Annotated in this window: 17 protein-coding genes; 5 read left to right on the plus strand and 12 right to left on the minus strand. The window is 30.4% G+C overall.

The window, feature by feature from the left end:
* Nucleotides 1–99: 99 nt before the first annotated feature.
* From RCH18_RS14920 to RCH18_RS14930, 3 genes are all read right to left on the minus strand, one after another.
* Nucleotides 100–345 (minus strand): hypothetical protein, encoded by a 246-nt coding sequence (locus tag RCH18_RS14920; RefSeq protein WP_326937569.1) that lies wholly within the window; start codon nt 343–345, stop codon nt 100–102.
* A gap of 222 nt (nt 346–567) precedes the next feature.
* Nucleotides 568–810 carry a hypothetical protein gene (locus RCH18_RS14925; protein WP_326937570.1) on the minus strand — a complete coding sequence of 81 codons (243 nt, stop codon included), beginning with the start codon at nt 808–810 and terminating at the stop codon, nt 568–570.
* 401 nt (nt 811–1,211) lie between these two features.
* Nucleotides 1,212–1,595, minus strand: a complete 384-nt coding sequence (locus RCH18_RS14930) for a hypothetical protein (protein WP_326937571.1) — start codon at nt 1,593–1,595, stop codon at nt 1,212–1,214.
* 624 nt (nt 1,596–2,219) lie between these two features.
* On the opposite strand from RCH18_RS14930, the gene RCH18_RS14935 reads away from it, so the two are divergent.
* Together RCH18_RS14935 and RCH18_RS14940 are read left to right on the plus strand one after the other, a co-directional pair.
* Nucleotides 2,220–2,582, plus strand: coding sequence for a BlaI/MecI/CopY family transcriptional regulator (locus tag RCH18_RS14935; protein ID WP_326937572.1), 363 nt, complete (start codon nt 2,220–2,222; stop codon nt 2,580–2,582).
* Nucleotides 2,583–2,627: 45 nt separating this feature from the next.
* The gene (locus tag RCH18_RS14940; RefSeq protein WP_326937573.1) at nt 2,628–4,022 is read left to right on the plus strand and encodes a M56 family metallopeptidase; all 1,395 of its coding nucleotides are present in this window, start codon (nt 2,628–2,630) and stop codon (nt 4,020–4,022) included.
* A gap of 20 nt (nt 4,023–4,042) precedes the next feature.
* Here the strand turns inward: RCH18_RS14940 and RCH18_RS14945 are convergent, their stop codons facing one another.
* Nucleotides 4,043–4,195: a hypothetical protein gene (locus RCH18_RS14945; RefSeq protein WP_326937574.1), complete on the minus strand. Its 153-nt coding sequence runs from the start codon at nt 4,193–4,195 to the stop codon at nt 4,043–4,045.
* Between the two features lie 121 nt (nt 4,196–4,316).
* Here RCH18_RS14945 and RCH18_RS14950 point away from each other — a divergent pair, with 121 nt between their 5' ends.
* Nucleotides 4,317–4,622: a hypothetical protein gene (locus tag RCH18_RS14950; protein WP_326937575.1), complete on the plus strand. Its 306-nt coding sequence runs from the start codon at nt 4,317–4,319 to the stop codon at nt 4,620–4,622.
* A gap of 60 nt (nt 4,623–4,682) precedes the next feature.
* A complete protein-coding gene (locus RCH18_RS14955; protein ID WP_326937576.1) occupies nt 4,683–4,823 on the plus strand; it encodes an SsrA-binding protein in 141 nt (46 codons plus the stop codon).
* A gap of 1,029 nt (nt 4,824–5,852) precedes the next feature.
* On the opposite strand, the gene RCH18_RS14960 is transcribed toward RCH18_RS14955, so the two are convergent.
* Nucleotides 5,853–6,161: a hypothetical protein gene (locus tag RCH18_RS14960; RefSeq protein WP_326937577.1), complete on the minus strand. Its 309-nt coding sequence runs from the start codon at nt 6,159–6,161 to the stop codon at nt 5,853–5,855.
* A gap of 110 nt (nt 6,162–6,271) precedes the next feature.
* The gene (locus RCH18_RS14965; RefSeq protein WP_326937578.1) at nt 6,272–7,927 is read right to left on the minus strand and encodes a M1 family metallopeptidase; all 1,656 of its coding nucleotides are present in this window, start codon (nt 7,925–7,927) and stop codon (nt 6,272–6,274) included.
* Between the two features lie 288 nt (nt 7,928–8,215).
* Between RCH18_RS14965 and RCH18_RS14970 the strand changes: the two genes are divergently transcribed.
* Nucleotides 8,216–8,863 (plus strand): SOS response-associated peptidase, encoded by a 648-nt coding sequence (locus RCH18_RS14970; RefSeq protein WP_326937579.1) that lies wholly within the window; start codon nt 8,216–8,218, stop codon nt 8,861–8,863.
* A gap of 370 nt (nt 8,864–9,233) precedes the next feature.
* On the opposite strand, the gene RCH18_RS14975 is transcribed toward RCH18_RS14970, so the two are convergent.
* The 6 genes from RCH18_RS14975 to RCH18_RS15000 all read right to left on the minus strand — a co-directional run bounded on the left by RCH18_RS14975 (nt 9,234) and on the right by RCH18_RS15000 (nt 21,107).
* Nucleotides 9,234–10,964 (minus strand): hypothetical protein, encoded by a 1,731-nt coding sequence (locus tag RCH18_RS14975; RefSeq protein ID WP_326937580.1) that lies wholly within the window; start codon nt 10,962–10,964, stop codon nt 9,234–9,236.
* Nucleotides 10,957–12,204 carry an MFS transporter gene (locus RCH18_RS14980; protein WP_326937581.1) on the minus strand — a complete coding sequence of 416 codons (1,248 nt, stop codon included), beginning with the start codon at nt 12,202–12,204 and terminating at the stop codon, nt 10,957–10,959. The genes RCH18_RS14975 and RCH18_RS14980 overlap by 8 nt, the downstream gene beginning before the upstream one ends.
* Complete coding sequence (locus RCH18_RS14985) at nt 12,201–13,250, minus strand: glycoside hydrolase family 130 protein (RefSeq protein ID WP_326937582.1); 1,050 nt, start codon at nt 13,248–13,250, stop codon at nt 12,201–12,203. The genes RCH18_RS14980 and RCH18_RS14985 overlap by 4 nt, the downstream gene beginning before the upstream one ends.
* A gap of 115 nt (nt 13,251–13,365) precedes the next feature.
* Complete coding sequence (locus RCH18_RS14990; protein ID WP_326937583.1) at nt 13,366–14,847, minus strand: RagB/SusD family nutrient uptake outer membrane protein; 1,482 nt, start codon at nt 14,845–14,847, stop codon at nt 13,366–13,368.
* Between the two features lie 17 nt (nt 14,848–14,864).
* Nucleotides 14,865–17,927, minus strand: coding sequence for a SusC/RagA family TonB-linked outer membrane protein (locus RCH18_RS14995; protein WP_326937584.1), 3,063 nt, complete (start codon nt 17,925–17,927; stop codon nt 14,865–14,867).
* A gap of 198 nt (nt 17,928–18,125) precedes the next feature.
* Complete coding sequence (locus RCH18_RS15000) at nt 18,126–21,107, minus strand: response regulator (RefSeq protein WP_326937585.1); 2,982 nt, start codon at nt 21,105–21,107, stop codon at nt 18,126–18,128.
* Nucleotides 21,108–21,227: the final 120 nt, after the last annotated feature.

Below are 21,227 nucleotides of genomic sequence, written 5' to 3' on the forward strand. Positions count from 1 at the left end.
ATTTACAAGGATAACATTTTTGACCTGCTTATAAACAGAATGATGAACACACAAAATGTTTTATATCAAGACATTATATTAAGTAAATAAGTGTACACCTCAATAATTATTAATATATTTGAGAGCGGCCATGGTAAATTTGCCATTACCATTATCTTTTACTTGTTTATCTATATTATAAGAAAATTGCGAAATATTGTCTTTGATATATAATTCAACTTCATTTTTAAAAATCCCTTTAAAAAAACTGTGTTCATAAATAACTTTGATATCCACCGATTTATCTTTATTTTGGCTTAATGCGATATTGCTTATTAATATAAGTCCTATTATTAATTTTTTCATATTTAATACTTAGTTAAAATTGTATTTGTTATTCCGTATTTTTATAAAGAACATCTCTAAAAAAGCTATTGTTTGAAAACAGTATAAAATCCCAAACCATTGATTTTAGTTGTTTTATCACATATTAAAATCTAAAACAGGTTCTTTTTAGAGATGTTCAAAAATCTAAAGGCAATGATAAACATTCACATTACCATGACAACAAATTATACCTATTGGCTTTTATTTAAGCGTTTTAGCGAGTTCATTACAATCGCATAACCAACAAGAAGCTTCGTTGCCATTAACTTTAATCGAACAATAAATTGCATCATCTGCAACTTTTTGTTTAATAACTATTTTGTCACTTTTTTGAACTAATTCAACAGGCGCTGGCGCAATTGGAAGTTTTTTAATTGGGTCTTCAGTGTTTGCAAAACTTGCAGCTCCTATTAACATCAGTAATCCTAAAAATAAATTTTTCATAATATACGGTGCTTCTCCCATTTTCAACAACAGTTGCTATAAGGACGAAAGTTGGAATAGCTTGTTATGTTATTTCTTCGCCCTGCTGTTAAAATATTGCAAGAATATCCTTGAGGTAGTTTTTAAAATTATTTGCAACTAATTTCTACGACCCTATTTATGCTTTTTTAACAGCTAAACCAATCAGGTTTACAAGTCAAATTTATAAACTTTAAATAAATGTAGGTGGTACTAAAAGTACCGTTTTTTACCTTTACCGACAAATTGGTTTTTTACTGTATAATTTTATTAATGAGAAATTTAATGGAAAAAAAATAGTTTAATTTTATAATTGGTTAGAAAACATTAGCCACTATTGTACTTTAATACTTTTATTTGAAAATAATATGCAACTGCGTGCTTCAAATCACCTTACTTTCTTTTGCAATTGAAATCAACTCAATATCACTGCAGCCACCCATATCAAAATGTTCTTTCATTTTTTGTTTGCGTTTTTTGATGGCGCTTACACTCAAATACACCAATGGTTTTAAATCTTTTGTTTGGTAACCGATGCTTAAGTAAAATAGAATTTGCCTATCATATTCATCAAAATTTATATCGTTGCGATGGATGATTTGCAAATAGTCAAGTATTGTGGGTGTCCTTATGATTTCACCTTTCAAGACTTGCGAGACAAAAATTGGAATGTTTTGAAAACACAAGTCGCATTTTTCAAAAATTCCATCAGGCTTGCAACTATTGATTGTATCTCTAAGCTGATACGCTTGCCAGAACCTCGCCATTATTATTATTTTAGTGTTGGGCAACTTAGCCCTTATTTGTTTGGCTAGCACTGCACCATTGCAAATGTTTTTTTCTGCGAAAGACTGCATCTGCCAATTTACTACGACTAAATCAAAAGAATTTTGGGGTTTGTATTCAAATAGTGTGTGATAGGCATCTTTTAATGAATTGCAAACTTCTAAATAATGGCAAGACGGTAACTGATATCCTGAATGTAAATATACATCCGTATTAAGTTGATGGTCAATTGCTAATATTTTAAAGGCAATAAATTTTTATGTTGATTAATACTAGTAGGTAGGATAAAAATACTACACAAAAACAAAATTGCCGTTCCTTAATAGTTAAAAAAAAGTTAATTTAATTTATGGTGAGTTTTTAGCATGAAGGTAGAATTAACAACAATATTTCTTCCAGCATTTTAAACTGTTAATGCAATAGCGAGGGTAATTTTTTTTAATAACTAAAAACTAATCCTAACTGCATACTAAAATAGCATTTCTTTACAGAAAATTCAAACAAACGACTATTTTAGTTAAATAACTATAAAAGTAGTTTGTAAACTATAAATATAGTTGTATGTTTGTTCTTCGTCTATATCAAGGATAACAAAATATATAGCTATGCAAAAATTAACCAACAAAGAAGAGGAGATCATGCACATATTATGGACGCTTAAAAAAGCTTTTGTAAAAGAAATCATGGCTGAAATAACCGAGGATCAACCGCATTATAATACGCTTTCAACTATTGTGCGTAATCTAGAAGAAAAGGGTTTCGTTGCCCACCATGCCTTTGGAAACACGCATCAGTACTACCCAATTATTAGTATTGAAGACTACAGAAAGCGCTTTATGAATACTGCAATCGATAACTATTTTAATAGTTCCTATAAAAATATGGTTTCGCATTTTGCAAAAGAAGAAAAAATTTCAGCCGCTGAACTCCGAGAAATATTAGCTATGATCGAAAATAAAAAAGAATAAAATAATGCTCACTTAAAACAATTTTTACTAAAAGCAAGTTCAATTATGGAAGCATTATTTATATACCTTATCAAATCAAGCGGACTTATTGCCTTGTTTTATTTTGGATACTATTTTTTATTGCGCCAAGAAACTTTTTTTAATAGTAATCGTTGGTTTTTACAATTGGGCTTATTTACTGCTTTATTGTTGCCTCTAGTTGTTTTTAGTAAAACAGTAGTTGTGGAAGCAAGCACAAATACTAGTAATTGGTCAAAAATTCCTATAGCTACTTCGTCTCAAAATCTAGAGTTCGAAATTAATTGGTATTTAATTCTCTTGCTCACTTATTGTCTTGGTGCTTTTTTATTTTTAGCAAAGTTTGTATTCGATTTCTATAGCTTAAACTCTATTTTGAAAGGGACATCGATACGCACTCAGGCTAATTATAAATTGATTGACACTACTGAAAACATTGCTCCATTTTCTTACTTCGGCACCATTGTTTACAATTCTAGTTTGTACAATCAACAAGAACTGACCAATATTTTAGCGCACGAAAAAATCCATTGTGATCAAAATCATTCTGTTGATGTACTGATCTCTCGAGTATTTTGTATTCTTTTTTGGTTCAACCCAATCGTTTGGTTTTATAAAAAAGCCATTTTGCAAAATCTAGAGTTTATTGCCGATCATCAAGCTACAACAAAAATAGAAGACAAAAAATCATACCAAATAACACTTTTAAAAATAACAACACAAGAAAACTGCGTTGCCATCACCAATCACTTTTATCAATCATTAATCAAAAAACGAATCGTCATGTTAAACAAAAATCAATCAAAAAAAAGAAATTCTTGGAAATATGCAGTTTTAATTCCTGCATTAATTGCCTTTGTAGTACTGTTTCAAATTGAAGTAGTTGCTCAGGAGGCAAAAGTTGAAACCCAAAAAGCTGCGAACCAAAAAGAAGAAATTGTAGATAGTTTTATAATTAACAAAGACACATCTGACAAAGAATTGTTAGAAAATCTAAGTCAGCTAAAAACCAATTACGGAATCGATGGAAAGATTTCAAAAGTTAAAAGGAATTCAACGAATGAAATTATTGCGTATAAAATTAACTTTAAAAAAGGAAAAGATATTTCCAAAATTTTGGAAATACAACAAAGTACAGTAATTGAACCAATCGCAATTGTAGTTTCTAAAACTGAAAAAGGTCTTTTGGGAATTGAATTTTCATCATCAAAACAAATCAATAATTCAACACAGCAAGGATTAGTTGTACCAGATGCTCCCGTAATTTTAGAAAACGAAATTTATATTGATGGTATTAAAACTAGTGAGAAAAAAATGAATAATATAGATTCTAAAGACATCCAATCTATAGATGTCATCAAAAGTTCAACAAAACAAGGAATTAGAATTATAACTAAAAAATTTAAAAGCGCAAATAAATAAAACGCGAAAATTAGTGAAAGTCAGTCAAAACCAGTAATAATCATAAACGGCAAAAAAGCAGATCCTGAGCTTAAACTGGATGATATAAATCCTGATACAATTGCAACGGTTTCTGTTTTAAAAGGTAAAAATGCTATTGATAAATATGGCAAAGAGGCTAAAAATGGTGCCATAGAAATTACGCTAAAAACAGTCGGTCAGAATATAAGAAAGAATGACAATCTGCCGCAACGTCCGGCGCCATCTTTTACTTATACGACGATTACAAATGAGAAAATAAACAAGGCAACTAATTTGAATTCTACAGATAATGAACAAATAATTAAAGGTGTAAATAGTTCTTTAAATTTAGAAAAAGCAGATCCAACAAATTTAAATAATAAGCAAAAAAGCAAAACAAGTAAAAAAATTGTAATTGTAAAAAAAGGAAGAATCGCTTCTAATACGATTCCAGAAGACACTGAAATTTATATTGATGGTACGAAATCATCGAAAACAGAATTAGATAATATTAGTCCTGATTTAATTGATAGTATCGATATTACTAGATCAGCTACAAATGAAAAAATGCTAAAAGTCACCACTAAGAAAAAACAATAATATGCTACTAAGGACAGTCTCGACAAAAGACCGTCTTTTTTTATACCTTTGAAAAAAAATATGTTTAAAATCCTAGCCCAAATCAACAAACTCCTATTACCTAGTTTTACAAAACAGCGATTAGACTTGGCAAAAGCCAAAAAATGGCAAATGGCTATCATTGGTTTTCGGTATTATGTTACAACAAGGGTTATTGATTAATAATCAATAAAAATATAGACTTTCAAAGTAAAGGTATTTTAAAAAAATAGTGCTTAAAAGACTTCACTAATCAATTATATATATCCTTAGGTTTATGAAATAATTGGATTGATTTAAAAATCTTGATTGCTAATTTGAATATAAAATTATCAAATCCTATTAATGAAATATTTAGTTATCATATAAACTGACAACCGATGATTTTATTGAATATCGATGAGATAATTAAAATCACTAGTCCAGATTATTGATTTATAAGTGGTGATAGGATTAAGATAAATGTTAGTATCAAAGTAAAAGTATAGATAGCTTAGAAGGGATAATTACTTTAAAAATAAGATAAAAAAAGATTACTTTATCTTAGAAAAAATTGACCGATGCTTGGCTTATTGTTGTGTTACTGATTCCCCTTAAACAATGGAGACGTAGGCTTTAATTGCATGCCCGAACGGGTGGAAAGGACATACGCCGTTACAGCTACTTCAACAACCTGACTACCCGTGACCTTCGTTACATCAAGCATCGGTTCAATTTTTACTTAGCAAATATTGTCGCAAAAACCAAGTAATAACAGCAACCAATTTTTTCTTTATTTTTGTTTCTACAAGTGTAAAAATTAATTGTTAAAGATTTGTTTGATATCTGTTTTGTAAATTTATGCAATAACAGTATCTATGAAGTTATAGATTTTTTAACAAAATTTATATTATTCACAGATTATGCGCAAAGGCTTGAATTATTGCTAAACGCGAGATCATTAACAATGTTATAAACTTAATTTGCTTATTGTTTTATATATTCTTTAAGAAATAAATAATGACAAATAGATTTATTGTGCACAAATTACTTAATCTAATTGGCGTGGTAAAGAATAAGTTTCATTTAATAAAACCGTGTTAGATTATCAACCATCACATTGAAACAATGTTTTTTAATAGTGATTTATAAATATCACAAATAAATACAATTTGGCTTTATAACAATTTTTTCAATAGATTCTGACTGACTTAATTTACGTAAAATTATTTTTTACCTTTTACAGTTATTCTCTTTTTTCAAAGTTTTTTTAGGTTCTATTTTAAATTTTACACGCTGAAAATACCATTTGGTAGAGGCAGTTTTTCTTTCGGCTATAGCAAAAGGTATTACTACTAACTGATTTTTAAAATCTAATCTCTTTAAAACATTGATAATAGGTAATCCATTTTTTGTGTCTTTTTCAAAAACACCTGCCAAGATAAAATAGGGCATCATATCTTTGGCAAGTACTAATTGCACCGCTTTGTTTTCTTCAAAATAAGAATGAAGGACCTGATTAATTTGAGTTGCTTTACTCATTTTTAATATTTTATAAGATTTGGATTTTAATAGAAATTATACCTGATATTTTGTAGCTATAAATTGATGTTATTTTAATAAATGAAATTTATATTATTTGTTGCATGCTATCATTGTATGATATTAAAACTAGCAACATAATAATTAGGATCTACTATTAATTGGGACTTGGTAGACGCAACTTTTAGTGACGTCCAATTTGTATCAGGATTTAAAAGTACTTCTTCGCCATTTAATTGAACTTTTATTGGCAAATTAAAATCTTCAAAACAATTACTCCATCTAAAATTTACTGCTCCTTTATTGAAAAAATATTCTAAAACTGGAACACGATTATCTCTCAAATATTGATTGAAAAACGAGTTTAAGTTAGTCTCTGCCTCCTTACTTATATAATCCTCAATTTGTTTAGTAGTGACAGTTTGGTGATAAAAAGTACTGTTTAAACCTCTTAAAATTTGTCTCCATTTTTCATCATTATTCACGATTTGGCGTAATGTATGAAGCATATTTGCTCCTTTGTAATACATATCAACTGAACCTTCGCTATTTACATTGTATTGTCCTATAATGGGTTTGTCATTATTGATATTTTTTCGTACCCCTCTTACATATTGGTAAGCAGCATCTTTTCCGTAATAATATTCAACAAATAAACTTTCAGAATAACTGGTAAAACTCTCATGGATCCACATATCAGCAATATCTTTATAGGTAATATTATTGGCAAACCATTCATGTCCTGATTCATGAATAATTATAAAATCAAATTTTAATCCCCATCCTGTGTCACTTACATCGCGACCCAAATATCCATTTTTAAAATCATTGCCATAAGTAACCGAGCTTTGATGCTCCATACCTAAATAAGGGACTTCAACTAATTTGTAGCCATCTTTATAAAAAGGATAAGGTCCAAACCAATGTTCAAAGGCTTTAAGCATTTTAGGTGCGTCCTGAAATTGTTTTTTGGCCTTAGCCAAGTTTTCTCTTAACACATAATAACTGCAATCAAGAGCGCCATTTTCACCTTGGAACTTTTCAGTAAATGATACATAATCTCCAATATTTACATTAACTCCGTAATTGTTTATAGGATTAGATACATACCAATTATAAGTTTTAGTTCCATCTTTTAATTTTTCGACACTTTGTAACCGACCGTTTGACACGGCAACTAGATCCTTTGGTGCATTTATGCTAATAGTCATACTTTCTACTTCATCGTACATGTGGTCTTTATTAGGCCACCAAACACTTGCTCCTAATCCTTGACACGATGAGGCTATAAAAGACATACCGTTGCTGTCTTTTTTCCATGTAATTCCGCCATCCCAAGGTGGATTTATTGCTACTTTTGGTTTTCCTCCATAAAAAACGGTGAGTTCTTTCATTGCGCCAATAATTTGAGCAGCACTTAATTCAATAAAAAACGCATTCTCTTCCCTTTTATATTTAAGTTCTTTACCATCTTGCGTAACCTTATATATTTCTAGCGGTTGTTGTAAATCTATTTGCATTACATTATATTGCTGTAACACTTTATAGCTGATCACATTAAAACCTGTAATGGTACTATCCGAAGGATTTAATTTTACATTCAGATGATATTTTTTTAAATCCCACCACTCTCTTTCTTTAGTAATACTTCCTCGCAAGGAATCTTGTCTAGTAAATACATTTTCTTTAGATTGTAAAAGACCTTGAGCCCTTACTCCAGTAAAGATAAATAGTACTAAAAAGATAATGACGAATTGCTGTTTCATGTTAAATTCATTTTAAACAAAAATAAACTTTATTAAAGAAGTTTGATATATGAGTACAAATATTAATACACTTATTTTCACAAAAGTATAATTAATTATTTGTTACATTTAAATACTATTTATTACGATGTTTATTTAAGTAGTAAGTATTGTATTTATAAAACCTATTATTTAGTATCTTCATTAAATATAATAATGGTATCAAATTCATTACGTCAAATATCAATTTTACATCCCACTTTTAATGCATTACGCAACAATAGAAATTCTTATTATAAATATATACTTATGTGTTACCATACAATACAAACTAAACTAGCCTTACAAATAGAAAAGCGTTTTAATGCAAAAATCAAGGATAAAGCTACTTTTGAAAAGCATGAGCATATAAACGGTTTTCAATTTCCTGAAACACTTGTGATAACAAACGAAAATCCAAAAGTTATAGAATATTATAACTGGGGATTAATCCCTCAATGGTCAAATAACGACAAAATTAAAGCTATGACACTCAATGCTAGAATTGAAACTGTAGATAAAAAGCGGTCATTTAAAGATAATATTAATCAAAGATGTTTGATAATCGCCAATGGTTTTTATGAGTGGCAATGGCTAGACAGTAAAGGTAAAAATAAAATAAAATACAAAATTGAAATCAACAATGAGGAATTATTTGCTTTTGCTGGTTTATACTCTCATTGGCATGACCCCAACAGCGGCAAGCTAAGAAACACCTATACCATGTTAACTACAATAGCCAACCCATTAATGGCAGAAATTCATAACATTAAAAAAAGGATGCCTATAATTCTACATCCACATGATGAAGTCAGATGGTTAAATTTAGCACCTATTGAAGACTTTGCTTTCCCCTATTCTGTAGATTTATTGGCAACTCAAATAACAGACGATTCTGGAATTTTGACCTTGTTTTAATATTGATACATTTTACAGGATAATTTTAAAATTTAAAATAATTGTGTCGATAGCTAAATGATTCAATTAAAGTTCTTTAACTTTTATAAATTGAAAAAAGTAGAGCTCTTTTTATTGGAGCTCAATACTCATATCAAAAATAAATTGAGTTAAAAGAGTATTTAATTTGTAATGATTTTTAATTCTGCTTTTTTTAAATTAAAAAAAAGTTTCCATTAATGTCTAATTGCACTTTGACTAATTATAAGAATAAAATAGATCTCTATTTTTTACAAAAAAATGGATGAATAACTTTATATTATTCATCCATTTCAATTTTACGCTAGTGCAATTGAATTTTTTAAACGTCGCTTTTATTCAAAAAGTCAATTTATTTATAAGAGATTACAGTTTTATTTACATAATATTTCCCGTTTTTAAAAATGATTTTAGAGCCAGCTGGGATTTCTACTATTAATTTAGATGATTCTTTTTGAATTAGTAATTTACCAGCATTTACAACATTTTTTAAAATAATTTTATTTTCTATAGCATCATATAAATCTATTTTATTTCTATTTCTTGTTTGATACGTAACCGTTTTTGGTTCATTATTAGGGTTGTATAAAAGATAGGTAGGATATGCATCATCACGATAAAAATCAGTAGCGAGGCAATCCAGTTTTAAAATTTCTGGTACATTAGTCTTTTCTATTATTGCACCTGCAATTCCTACGTGACCACTTCCATAAACGCTAAATTGTGATACATCGGGATTATCTTTGATCCAATTTGGACCATCACCTATTGCAATTGGTGCTTTTAAATGCTCATATTTTTTAAGGTGTGATTTTTTAATTAAACCTTCATAAGCAATAACTCCTTTAGTATATTCTTTTTGTTCAGGGATCGTTTGATGTTCATCGGCTATTTCATAAGGATAGAAAAATTTTATCGCATTACTAGCATTTAGCATCCATTTTCCTATGATGTTAGCATATCTTTGATCATAGCGCACCATCGGAACTAAGGGCCACATCGAGTCATAAGTATTCATTAAAAATGCAAAACCACCATGATCTACCGTGCTTCCCATAAGTCCAGAAACATCATATCCATTCCAGTTATCTAGTAACATTCCCCATCCTTCTCTACAGGCTGATGTACCATTAAAAGTCCATTCTAATATTTTTGAATAATCATAATTAGTTCCTTCTTCTGCGTTTAATCGAGCCGCTACATAAGCACCAAAAGGCATTAGAATTTCATAATAGCGATTTTCTTTTTGATTTAATAATGATTCTAATGATGATTTAGTTCCCTTCAAATATTTAGGATCTTTAAACTTTTTATAAGCGGCATATAGTACATAAGAATGACCGGCAGCCGCGTCTTCTTGCTTACAAATCCAACTTTCTTTTGGCTCCATCATAGAGTAATCAAAAAAGGAATACTTATAATTTCCCGCTAACGTGGAGTCAGCCTTATAGAATTTATCGGCAATGGAGCGCTGAATTGATGTATAATCTTTTTCATCAGGATAAAAATCAGCAACTGCATAAAACATCAAGTTGGGATAAACATCATACCACCAATCTCTTGCATAACCACCACCTAATAGCGCTACTTCAGGCGAGGTGTTGTTCATAATAATATCCCATTTAGTATCTTTATTAAAATAATTTTTTAGCATGGCAACATAATTTTTACCATTTTGTTTAGTCTTATCGATGCCAACTAAACTAGCTCCCATTACAGATCCAATACTTGCTAATGATTCATGAAAAATACCCTTGTGATTTTCAATTCCTTGCCTTACATCTCCCATTGCAGTATATATTCCAAAAGTCTCTTGATCAAAGTTTTTTCGAGAATCATCTTTCCATATCAAAGGCCAGTATTTACCAGTTTGATTAATATCATAAACCTTAGCATCATAATCTTTAGCTAATTGCTTAAAATCTAGTATTTTGAAAGGTTGCGGTTTATTAGGCATTGCAGTAATACGCGCTAATGTTTCCTGCTTAATAGGATTTTTAGTAGCTGTTTCTGAATAAGTTACACTGCAAGAGCTGAGAATACAACATAAAAATAGCAGTGATAATTGAATTGTTTTACGCATCTTGATTTTCTAATTTGAATTGTTGTTTTAATAATTGCTTTGCTATAGGAATTGACAATAATTGAAGAATTCCTATTATTAATAATGCATATCTCAATGCATCATCTGTATTTCCAAAATAGGCAATTCCTAAAAATGTTCCTGCTCCAATAAAACGACCTATATATAAACCAAATTCATGATTAAGAATATAAGAAAACTCATTTCTGTTTTCTAATTCAGAGAGTAAATCAATTACTTTCAGCTGAATGGGGAAGTAGGCAATGTCTAAAATAGGTCTTGCAATTAACAGCAGAAAAATAAATATAATCACTCCAACAGGATTAAACATTACACTATTAAAAAAGGATGCCAGAAAGAAAAATAATAAACCAATACTAAAGATGACTAATCTGTCTTTTGGTTTCGAAAATTTACCCAATAATAACATAATTACAGCCGCGATAACAGCGCCAATAGATTGAGCAGTGCCTAAAGCCCCTTCTGATTGGAAAAATTTCATCATTAAAATAGCCGGTGCGGTAACTATAAAGCCTTGTGCTAATCCTTTAAGCAATGCCATTTGCAACATCTTAGTCCATAAAGGATGAAACTTTGTATAAAAAAACTTTTCGTTTTTAGGTTTTTCATAATGTCCAAAATGAAATACAATTGAAGCTATAATGGTAAATACAAATACGATTCCTGTCACCACTTTGTAACCTGAATTTATACTTTCATTTGAGGAAATAGTGTTTCCATTCATCAAATACCAACCAATGATTACTGGTACGATCACTGCCGTTAGCGTGTAAAAAAAAGTGTCCAAACCATAATAAAAATTACGCGTTTTATCAGTAGTAGTAGCTAATACTAAATAATCTCTATTAGACCAATATAATCCAAAAGACATCCCCATTATTAATCCCGCAGAAATTAATCCAGTATAATTAAGATCTTTTAGGGACATCATAAAAACCATTGAGACTCCGCTTAATAGCATTCCTAGAGAAAATAACTTTTTAATATTAATCTTATTAAGAAGCCATCCATTGATAAAAAAAGTAATAGGAATTCCTGTATAAATAGCTAATTGGTACAGCATTACTTTTGAAGGATCATTTGAATTACGCATAATGTATGAAGCGACAAATATATCAATAACAGGCATCACAAAGGCATAAATTAGATTAGTCAATATTAAAATCTTTGTACTACGAGAAAAATCTTTAAAACTTGTTCTTGCTAAATTTTCTATCATTTTAGTAAAGTTTTTAATAATTCTGAAATGGAGAAAGTAGCCAAACCCACAAACTGATCTGCTGCACCATAATACATTTGAATATCATCTCCTTCAATGATATGACCATTAGTAAAAATTACTTCTCCAAAAAATCCATTTCTTTCAAAAATCTCTTTAGGTTCCATAATAGGTTCTTCTGAACGAGCAATGACAATGGAAGGATCTTTCAAATCTAATAATAAAGCTCCTAAGCAATACCTGTTTTCTTTAGTAGCTCCGTGGTATATTTCCAGCCAACCCATATCCGTTTTTATAGGTGCTGCTCCAGCTCCTAAACGTTTGCTATCAAATTTACCCTCACGAGTTTTAGCAATGCATTTATGGTTTCCCCAATGTACACCATCTAAAGATTCAGCTAACCAAATGTAATTTCCTCCTAGCTCAGGACTACTGGGTCTATGTAATGCATAAAATTTATCGTTAATTTTTTCTTCAAAAATGGCGCAGTCCTTATTGTGTGGACTAAATATCATTCCCTTTTTCTCAAAGTTTTTCCAATCTTTAGTGGTTCTAAGTCCCACACCAACACCGTTTGAGGACACCATTGTGTAGGTAAGATAATAAGTATCCTCAATTTGAGATACGCGACAATCCTCAATACCGTAAGATTCATATTCCCCTTCGCCAAAAAGTGATGTACAATCAGGATCGTCTATAAAATGAATGCCATCTGTACTATTCAATAATCTTAAATGAGATATTGTAGTTAAATAATCTACGCCATCGTACTGAATTATTCTTGAGTCTGAAGCGTTTAATTTAGGGTCGTTAAGGTCAAAATCTAAAATTTTAACTTTACCCGAATTGTTATAAATAGGAACTGATAACAGCCCTTGTTTTTGAATCGTCCTCTCGGCTACACGAACGAGGAGCCATTTTTTTCCATTAAATTCAAATGCACCAGGATTAAGTAAACATTCAATTATCATATTATCAGCACTGGATTTGAGATCTTTTGGTGATAAAATGGGGTTGTTTTTATATCTATTTGCAATATCTGTCATGTTTTAAGTAAATTTGATGATAAAATGATCCATTTATGGTAGATAAAAAAAGAGAAGTAGCAATTGTTTATTCACTACTTCTCATAAGTACCATTAAGACTAAAACTATTTTTTGTTAATATCCTGGATTTTGCACTAGCAAACCTGCTGATGCGTCAATCTCTGATTGTGGAATTGGATATAAATAGTGTTTGTCCTGAAAGTTTTTGCCTAAAGCAGTCATCACAGCTTTAGCTATGCCCCATCTTTTTAAGTCTAACATCCTTTGATTTTCAAAACCAAGTTCAGCTCTTCTTTCTGAAATCAACCATCCTTTTATGATCGCTTTATCTGTGGAGGCAACACGATCTGGCAAAGTTCCAGCAGCCGGAACTGCCCCTTGAGCATTGATAGTGGTTCTAGCTCTTTTTCTTATTTGATTAATAATAGCGATGGCTCCTGTATAATCACCTGTTTCATTAAGTGCTTCTGCTTTCCAAAGTAATGCATCTGCGTATCGCATATAAACTTTATTAGTAGGAGCATCATCATTGCCCTTATTTGATCCGTCAAGTGTTCCTAACATTTTATTTATATTTTGATTCGGAACATCTACGGTGTATAATTTTCTAGGATCATTGGGTTCAAAAGAATTTAAAAAATTTGTGCTAGGAGCAAAAAATCCCCAACCTAATGGTGCAGAGATACCATTGCCGTTGCGAGGTTGTGAATTAGCTTCATGATTATAAGAGAAAATCACTTCATTATCAGAATATTCTTTATTTACATTAAAATTATCAAAATAATTTGTGTTCAAACTGTATCCTAAGGGTTCTAATTCATTAACTAAAGTGATTACCTCTGCCCATTTTTCAGTATATAAGGCTGCTTTAGCTTGAAGAGCAATTACAGCTCCTTTAGAAACTCTCCATCTTTCGGTATTAGAAGAATATTTCGTGTTGGGCAGCATTCCTTTTGCTAAAGCTAAGTCCTTTTTAATACTCTCCCAGACTAATGCTTTTTCAGATCGCACTGCTACGTCAAAAGCCTCTTGATACGTTTGTAATGAACCTAAAATTAAGGGCACACCGCCAAAATTAGTTACTAAAGAAAAATAATAATAGGAACGTAAAAAATATGCCTCTGCTAAAACTTGGTTTTTTCTTTCCTTCGTTATTCCAGTGATAGTTTCAATATCAGGTTTAGTTAAAAAGCCTATGGCAATATTTGTTCTTTTAATTCCTTCATAGTTATACTTCCATAGACCATTAGGTCCACCATTAGTAGATGTAAATGTAAAGTTGTTTATATCATCCATCCAGACTTGGTCGCCATCAGGATTCCATTTTTTTTCCATATCATCAGAGGCAATGTCTTGTAAAACATAATCATTTTGAAATACAAGTCCTCCATTCCAATCCCATTCCGCTAAAATATTTAATCTACTGGAAAGTAATTGATAGGATGAATTAACAGATTGCTCTACGGAATTTAATGTTGGTGTCGAATTTGACTGTTCTAATGTAGTAGCTCCAATGGGTTCAGTGGTCAATTCATCTTGGCAGCTTACTAAAAATAGTGTACTTACAAAAAGTATAGATTTTAATATCTTTTTCATGATTAAATATTTTTAAATTATAATTTAACTTGAATTCCAAATAGATAGGCACTTGACTGAGGATACGTTCCTTTGTCAATTAATGATGTAGACTCAGGGTCTAATCCTGTATAATTTGTAATAGTAATAAGATTTTGACCAGAAGCGTAGATGCGTAAGTTTTTAATTCCGATGACATCTTTGCCAAAAGTGTATCCAATTTCAAAGTTTTTCAGTCTGAGGTATGAGGCGTCTTCAACAAATACACTTGAAACATTTCCACCACCATTATTGTTAAAAGTTACTCGTGGTGTTGTATTACTACTGCCTTCACCATTCCAACTATTTAAAACTGCAGTTGTAGAATTAAAGGGACGGCTATCATAATTCAAAATTTGCTTTAAGTCATTGTAACGATCCACTCCTTCAACACCTTGTACTAAAAAGAAAATATCAAAATTTTTAAATTCACCATTAAAAGAAAAGCCATACGTCAATTTAGGTATTGGATTTCCAATAATTCCTCTATCATCAGCATTAATTTGCCCATCATCATTTAAATCCTTAAATCTAATGTCGCCCGGCTGAGCTCCATTAGCATTTGCAAATAATTGCGAACTTATTTCTGCAGTATTTTGATATATGCCATCAAATACAAGTCCATAATAAGAACTAATAGGTCGACCTACTTCTGTTTTTGTATGCGTACGTTCATCAATTATACTTTTTACATAAGTTTGTAATTTCTCTACTTTATTTGTTAATGTAGCTATATTAGCGTTTAAACCGTATTTAAAAACACGGTCGTTATTTTTATAATTTACACCAAATTCTAAACCTTTATTACTAACAGCTCCTGCATTTACTATGGTTTGATTAATAACTCCCACAGAAACGGCAGGGAGTGTTACCCCTAACAAGATGTCTGTTGTTTTCTTCTCAAAATAATCAGCAGTAATTGAAAATCTATTTTTTAATATATTCAAATCTATTCCCACATTTGTTTGAGAAGTTGTTTCCCATTTTAAATCTGGATTTCCATAGCGGATAATGTTAACAACGCCTCCTGATGTTGAAACTAATGTTTCATAAGCATTATTTGGTATTTCTTGATTTCCTGACTGACCCCAGCTAGCTCTTAATTTTAAATTAGATATCCATTTTACATCTTCGAAAAATTCCTCATTAGTAAGTATCCAACCAGCAGAAACTGAAGGAAAGTAACCCCATTTATTATTTGGTCCAAAACGGGAGGAAGCATCTGCTCTTATTGTTGCCGTGGCAAAATATTTATTAGAATAACCATAAGTACCCGAACCAAAAAAAGATTGTAAAGCCCAATTGTTAGCAGATCCTGAACTGTAAGCATTTCCTGTGCTACCAAAATCAAGATATCTAAAGGAATCAGTGACATTATCAAAATTTTGTCTGCTTCCACCTATTGCAGCTGATTTGCTACTGATGTTTTCTATACCTAACAATAGATTTACATTGTGAACATCATTGAGTGTTTTTATATAATTTAAAGTATTAGTAAAAGTAAATGTCATTTCTTGACCTCTATTTTCATCCAATCCATTTGGTCTATTAATTCGTCCCAAACTATAATAGGGATTTGAAGTATCAGTGGTATTAGGATCTCCATAATTTTGAGCAAAATTTTTATTATGAGAAAATCTAATATCTACACCTAGATTACTTTTAAATTTTAAAGATTTGTCTTTTAAAAATGCATATTCGCCAAATAGATTTCCAAAAGTTTGATAGGTATTTCTTTTATCATCGGTAAAATTTACAATTGCAATTGGATTTGATCCAAATTCATATATTTTGCTCCAACCATTATTAGGCCCCGTATAAAAGGGTAAATCGGTAAACGGATTAGCAGCAGAATATGTTGGATCATTTACATCTTTGTAAACACCTATAACTGGATTACGTATAAGTGCTTGACGAATGACCCCTGGTACATCACCACTTGATGATAATTTATCTTGTTTTGCGTAACTTATTTGAATATTTGTTCCAACTTTAAAATTTTCAGAAACAGCTGCGCTTACATTTGATCTAAAGTTAAAACGTTGGTATCGATCATTTTTTTGGACAACAATACCATCTTGACCAAAGTAACCACCTGAGATTAAATATTGAACTTTCTCTGATCCACCACTTGCCGAAACTTGAAAGTTGGTAGATTTTCCCGTGTTAAATAATGCTTTTTGCCAGTCAGTATCTGATAAATCTGTTCTACTTCTATCCGCTGCATAAGGACTAATCGCCGTTATTGAATTTCCTGCTGTATTATGCCAAGCTTGATCTTTAACGGTCAAATATTGATCTGTATTTAGCATTTTAGGAAGATTTGTTGCGTAATAAATACCTGTATAATAATCCACATCAAAGCTACTTCTACCTTGTATTCCACTTTTTGTAGTGATTAAAACAACACCTCCAGCAGCCCTTGATCCATAAATTGCTCCAGCAGCTGCATCTTTAAGTATGGTCATTGATTTCACGTCAGCTTGACTAAGAAATGAAATATCACGCGTGGGTACGCCATCAACCACATATAGAACCTCGTTATTTCCTAGTGTTCCTTCTCCTCTTATTCTCAATTTTATTCCATCACCAGGCGCACCAGTATTAGCCGCTACAAACACACCAGCTATTTGGCCTTGCAAAGCTTGAGCGACATCTGCAATCTTAGTTTTAGAAAGATCTGACATGTCCACAGTGCTAATAGCTCCAGTTATTGAAGCCTTTTTTTGACTGGTATAACCCACCACAATGACTTCTCCTAACTGTTGCGAATCTGCTGTTAATACAACATTAATAATACTTCTGCCTTGAACAGGAATTTCCTGAGTGATATATCCTATGTAACTAAACACCAAAATGGTATTGGATACTATATTATTAATATTGAAATTTCCATCCAAATCAGTGATGGTTCCAGCAGTGATTCCTTTTATCGTTACATTGACTTGAGGTAAAGGTCCATTAATGTCAGTAACAGTACCTGAAACAGATTGGCCATATATGATACAACCAAAGAATAAAGTCAAAATCAAAAAAAAATTATTTTTTATACGTTTAGCCATGATACGATAGTTTAAATGGTTTAGTAATAGGAGTATTTTTTTTCATAATATTAAGTTGGTTTAGTTATAGCTATATTTATTTGAACTTGTAATTGAGATATAAAGTTAAAAACAAGGTTAAAATATGTTGTACACTATTTCATCAAAGTTGTACACTTTACTATAAAAGTCTTAATATCAATATATTGAAGTAGTGAACTATCTTTTACTATACTTTAGCTGATAATTCTTAGGTGTCATTTGATAAACTTTTTTAAACTCACGATAAAAATAGGAACGGTTGTTAAATCCAGATTGATAGCAAATTTCAGATACTGTAAACACGTTCTTTCGTAGCAGTTCAGCAGCATATTTCAACCTTACAGTACGTATTAAATCACCTGGAGAAATTCCAAAAATCTGCTTAATTTTTCGATATAATTGAGAATTACTGATTCCTAATTTTTTTTCAATAAATAAACTTTGTAGATTATCATTATTGATATTATTTCGAATTATTTCAATTACTTCTTTGACAAAAAGTATTTCTTTATTTTCTAGCGGAGCTATAGCAAAATTTTCGCTGCGTAAATTTTGTGAAAACTGCTGTAATAATAATTCTTTTTGTTCTAGCAATTTTTTAATTCGAACTTTGAGATGATCTGGATTAAAAGGTTTAGGTATATAGGAATCAGCACCATTATCAATTCCTTGGATTCGATGCAATATAGTATCTTTTGCGGTGAGCAAGATAAATGGAATATGGCAAGTTTTAATATCTTTCTTAATTTTTGAGCAAAGTTCGACGCCGTCCATTAAGGGCATCATCACATCACTAATAATAAGATCAGGAAGTTCAGTTTTTATTTTTTCTAGTGCTTCTATTCCATTATAAGCGGCAGTAATTGTATAGTTTTGACTTAATAAAACAGCTAAGAATTGATGAATTTCTTTTTCATCTTCAACTATTAAAATTGACTTGCGTCTAGTTACAATTAAATCAAGTGATGAAATTTTTTGAGGTATATTTTTATCAAGAATCTCTTTATCTTCAAGAATATTTTTGAGATGGTCTGAGATTGATACTGATTTAATAGTTTCTTTTATTTTTTCTTTTTTATTGTATAAGTTACTTTTTCTATCATCAGATAATTCAAAAGTATTCTTATGAGAATCTGGAAAAAGTTCTCTCTTAATTTTCTCATTTTTATAACTTTCACTACTACAAGGAATAATTACAGAGAAAGTTGTGCTTTTATTTAAAACACTAGACACCATGATTTCACCTTTTAGGGCTGTAACTAATTTTTTTATATACGCTAATCCAATACCTGTTCTAAACATATTATTATCTGTTTCTATGTTATAGTCAGATAAATAAAAACGTTCAAAAATTAAATCAATTTTTTCTTTTGGAATTCCAGGTCCTGTATTACTTATTATAATTTTTAAAATAGTAGGATTATTTTCTTGAAATGACAAATCAAGAAGAATCTCACCATTTATGGGCGTGTATTTAAAAGCATTAGACAATAAATTAAAAAGAATTTTTTCTGTTTTGTCCTTATCATACCAACCTATCAAATTAGCAGGAATAGTAACTTTGTAATCGATATTTTTATTTAAAGCCCAAGAATCAAATAATTCAGCAATTTCTTCGACTAAATTAACAAGATTAAAAGTAGTAATAGAAAATTCTAAATGTCCATCCTCTGCCTTTCTAAATTCTAATAATTGTTGTGTAAGGAATAAGAGTCTAGAGGAGTTGCGTTGAATCATTTCAACAAATTTTTGGTTTTTTCTACCAAGCTTTTTTTTCTTTGATAAACTATGAATAGGTCCTACTATTAAAGTTAAAGGTGTTTGAAATTCATGTGCAATATCAGTAAAAAAATTTAGTCTATTTTCATGTAGTTCCTCTTCTTTTTTTCTAAAAAGAATGTTTTGACTTAGTGACTGTTGCTTTTTAAAATAACTTAAAATAAAAAAAGCTAACGAGATAAAGAGTAATATATAAATAACAAATGCTATATGAGATTGCCAAAAAACTGGCTTAATCTTAATGTCAATGGTTCGAACTGCTTGACTCCACACGCCGTCACCATTAGACCATTTAAGCCACAATTGATATTTTCCAGCAGGAACATTTGTAAAAGAAATAATTCTTCGATTATTAATGTTACTCCACTGCTTATCAAAATTTTCTAACTTATAGGAATACTGAGATTTTTCATTATTTATATATGTTAATGCGCCTAATTCTATATCAAAAAAGTTTTGATTGTGTTTCAAGGCAATTGATGGAGGATTTGTGAAATTATTAGAAACAACAAGGCTTTGGTAATAAGGATCTTTTTGGTTTTGACCGCTAATTTTAGTGATCATTAATGAGGGTATTATCGCTGATTCTTTTATCTCATTAGCCATAAAATAATTAAAACCTTTAATTCCTCCCATAAAAATAAAGTTGGATGCTGGATCATGATAAAATGCACCGTCAGCAAATTCATTATTTTGTAAGCCCTCGTTTCTTGTATAATTAATAAATTTAGTATCGTTGATAATTAGATTAGATAATCCAAAATTGGTACTAATCCAAAGATTTGATTTTTTATCAGAGACAATGCCATGAATTGTATTGTTAGGAAGTCCATCTTTTACAGTAAAACTTTTAAAAATTGCTGCTTTATCCTTTTTTAAGTTTTCTAATAGATTTAAACCTAAACTTGTCCCAATCCACAGCTGATCTTTAGCATCTTTATGTAAACACAAAATATCATTGCTAGACAAACTATTTTTATTTCCTTTTATATTTTTATAGACATCAAATGATTCTGATTTTTTGTCAAAAAGATTTAATCCTCCTAAACGCGTACCTATCCAAAGCTGGTCGTTATTATTAGGAACTATTGAAAAAATAATATTACTACTTAATGATCTTTCATTTTGACCATTAGCAACATATCTCTTAAATTGAGTTAGATTCAGTTTATCATTTAAACGCTCTATTTTGCAACTAATCAATCCGTAACCGTTTGTGCCAATCCATATAACATCTTTTTCATCTTGATAAATAGCGTATGTTGATTTAAAATAATCACTTTTTTGAGTTCCTAAAATTTGAGACCAACTAATAAGTTTTGAATTTTTTAAATCGTACACATCAATACCTAATCCGTCAGTGCCTATAAAAAGTAACATATCCTTTCCTTTACAAAGCGAAAAATATGCTGCGACCTATTCGCGATGCAACTTTTTTAGAAACTTAAGATAGTTTTTTAAAGTTTTCATTTCCATTTTCCAGGCTGAAATCGGAAATAA

The organism is Flavobacterium sp. PL11 (assembly GCF_035985025.1).
GTDB lineage: Bacteria > Bacteroidota > Bacteroidia > Flavobacteriales > Flavobacteriaceae > Flavobacterium.

Excerpts from the sequence above, each read along its gene's own strand:
- RCH18_RS14975 (WP_326937580.1), bottom strand. The coding sequence starts at position 10,964 with ATGCGTAAAACAATTCAATTATCACTGCTATTTTTATGTTGTATTCTC.
- RCH18_RS14925 (WP_326937570.1), bottom strand. The coding sequence starts at position 810 with ATGAAAAATTTATTTTTAGGATTACTGATGTTAATAGGAGCTGCAAGT.
- RCH18_RS14945 (WP_326937574.1), bottom strand. The coding sequence starts at position 4,195 with ATGGCACCATTTTTAGCCTCTTTGCCATATTTATCAATAGCATTTTTA.
- RCH18_RS15000 (WP_326937585.1), bottom strand. The coding sequence starts at position 21,107 with ATGTTACTTTTTATAGGCACTGACGGATTAGGTATTGATGTGTACGAT.
- RCH18_RS14920 (WP_326937569.1), bottom strand. The coding sequence starts at position 345 with ATGAAAAAATTAATAATAGGACTTATATTAATAAGCAATATCGCATTA.
- RCH18_RS14930 (WP_326937571.1), bottom strand. The coding sequence starts at position 1,595 with ATGGCGAGGTTCTGGCAAGCGTATCAGCTTAGAGATACAATCAATAGT.
- RCH18_RS14970 (WP_326937579.1), top strand. The coding sequence starts at position 8,216 with ATGTGTTACCATACAATACAAACTAAACTAGCCTTACAAATAGAAAAG.
- RCH18_RS14995 (WP_326937584.1), bottom strand. The coding sequence starts at position 17,927 with ATGGCTAAACGTATAAAAAATAATTTTTTTTTGATTTTGACTTTATTC.
- RCH18_RS14960 (WP_326937577.1), bottom strand. The coding sequence starts at position 6,161 with ATGAGTAAAGCAACTCAAATTAATCAGGTCCTTCATTCTTATTTTGAA.
- RCH18_RS14935 (WP_326937572.1), top strand. The coding sequence starts at position 2,220 with ATGCAAAAATTAACCAACAAAGAAGAGGAGATCATGCACATATTATGG.
- RCH18_RS14990 (WP_326937583.1), bottom strand. The coding sequence starts at position 14,847 with ATGAAAAAGATATTAAAATCTATACTTTTTGTAAGTACACTATTTTTA.
- RCH18_RS14940 (WP_326937573.1), top strand. The coding sequence starts at position 2,628 with ATGGAAGCATTATTTATATACCTTATCAAATCAAGCGGACTTATTGCC.
- RCH18_RS14980 (WP_326937581.1), bottom strand. The coding sequence starts at position 12,204 with ATGATAGAAAATTTAGCAAGAACAAGTTTTAAAGATTTTTCTCGTAGT.
- RCH18_RS14955 (WP_326937576.1), top strand. The coding sequence starts at position 4,683 with ATGTTTAAAATCCTAGCCCAAATCAACAAACTCCTATTACCTAGTTTT.
- RCH18_RS14965 (WP_326937578.1), bottom strand. The coding sequence starts at position 7,927 with ATGAAACAGCAATTCGTCATTATCTTTTTAGTACTATTTATCTTTACT.
- RCH18_RS14985 (WP_326937582.1), bottom strand. The coding sequence starts at position 13,250 with ATGACAGATATTGCAAATAGATATAAAAACAACCCCATTTTATCACCA.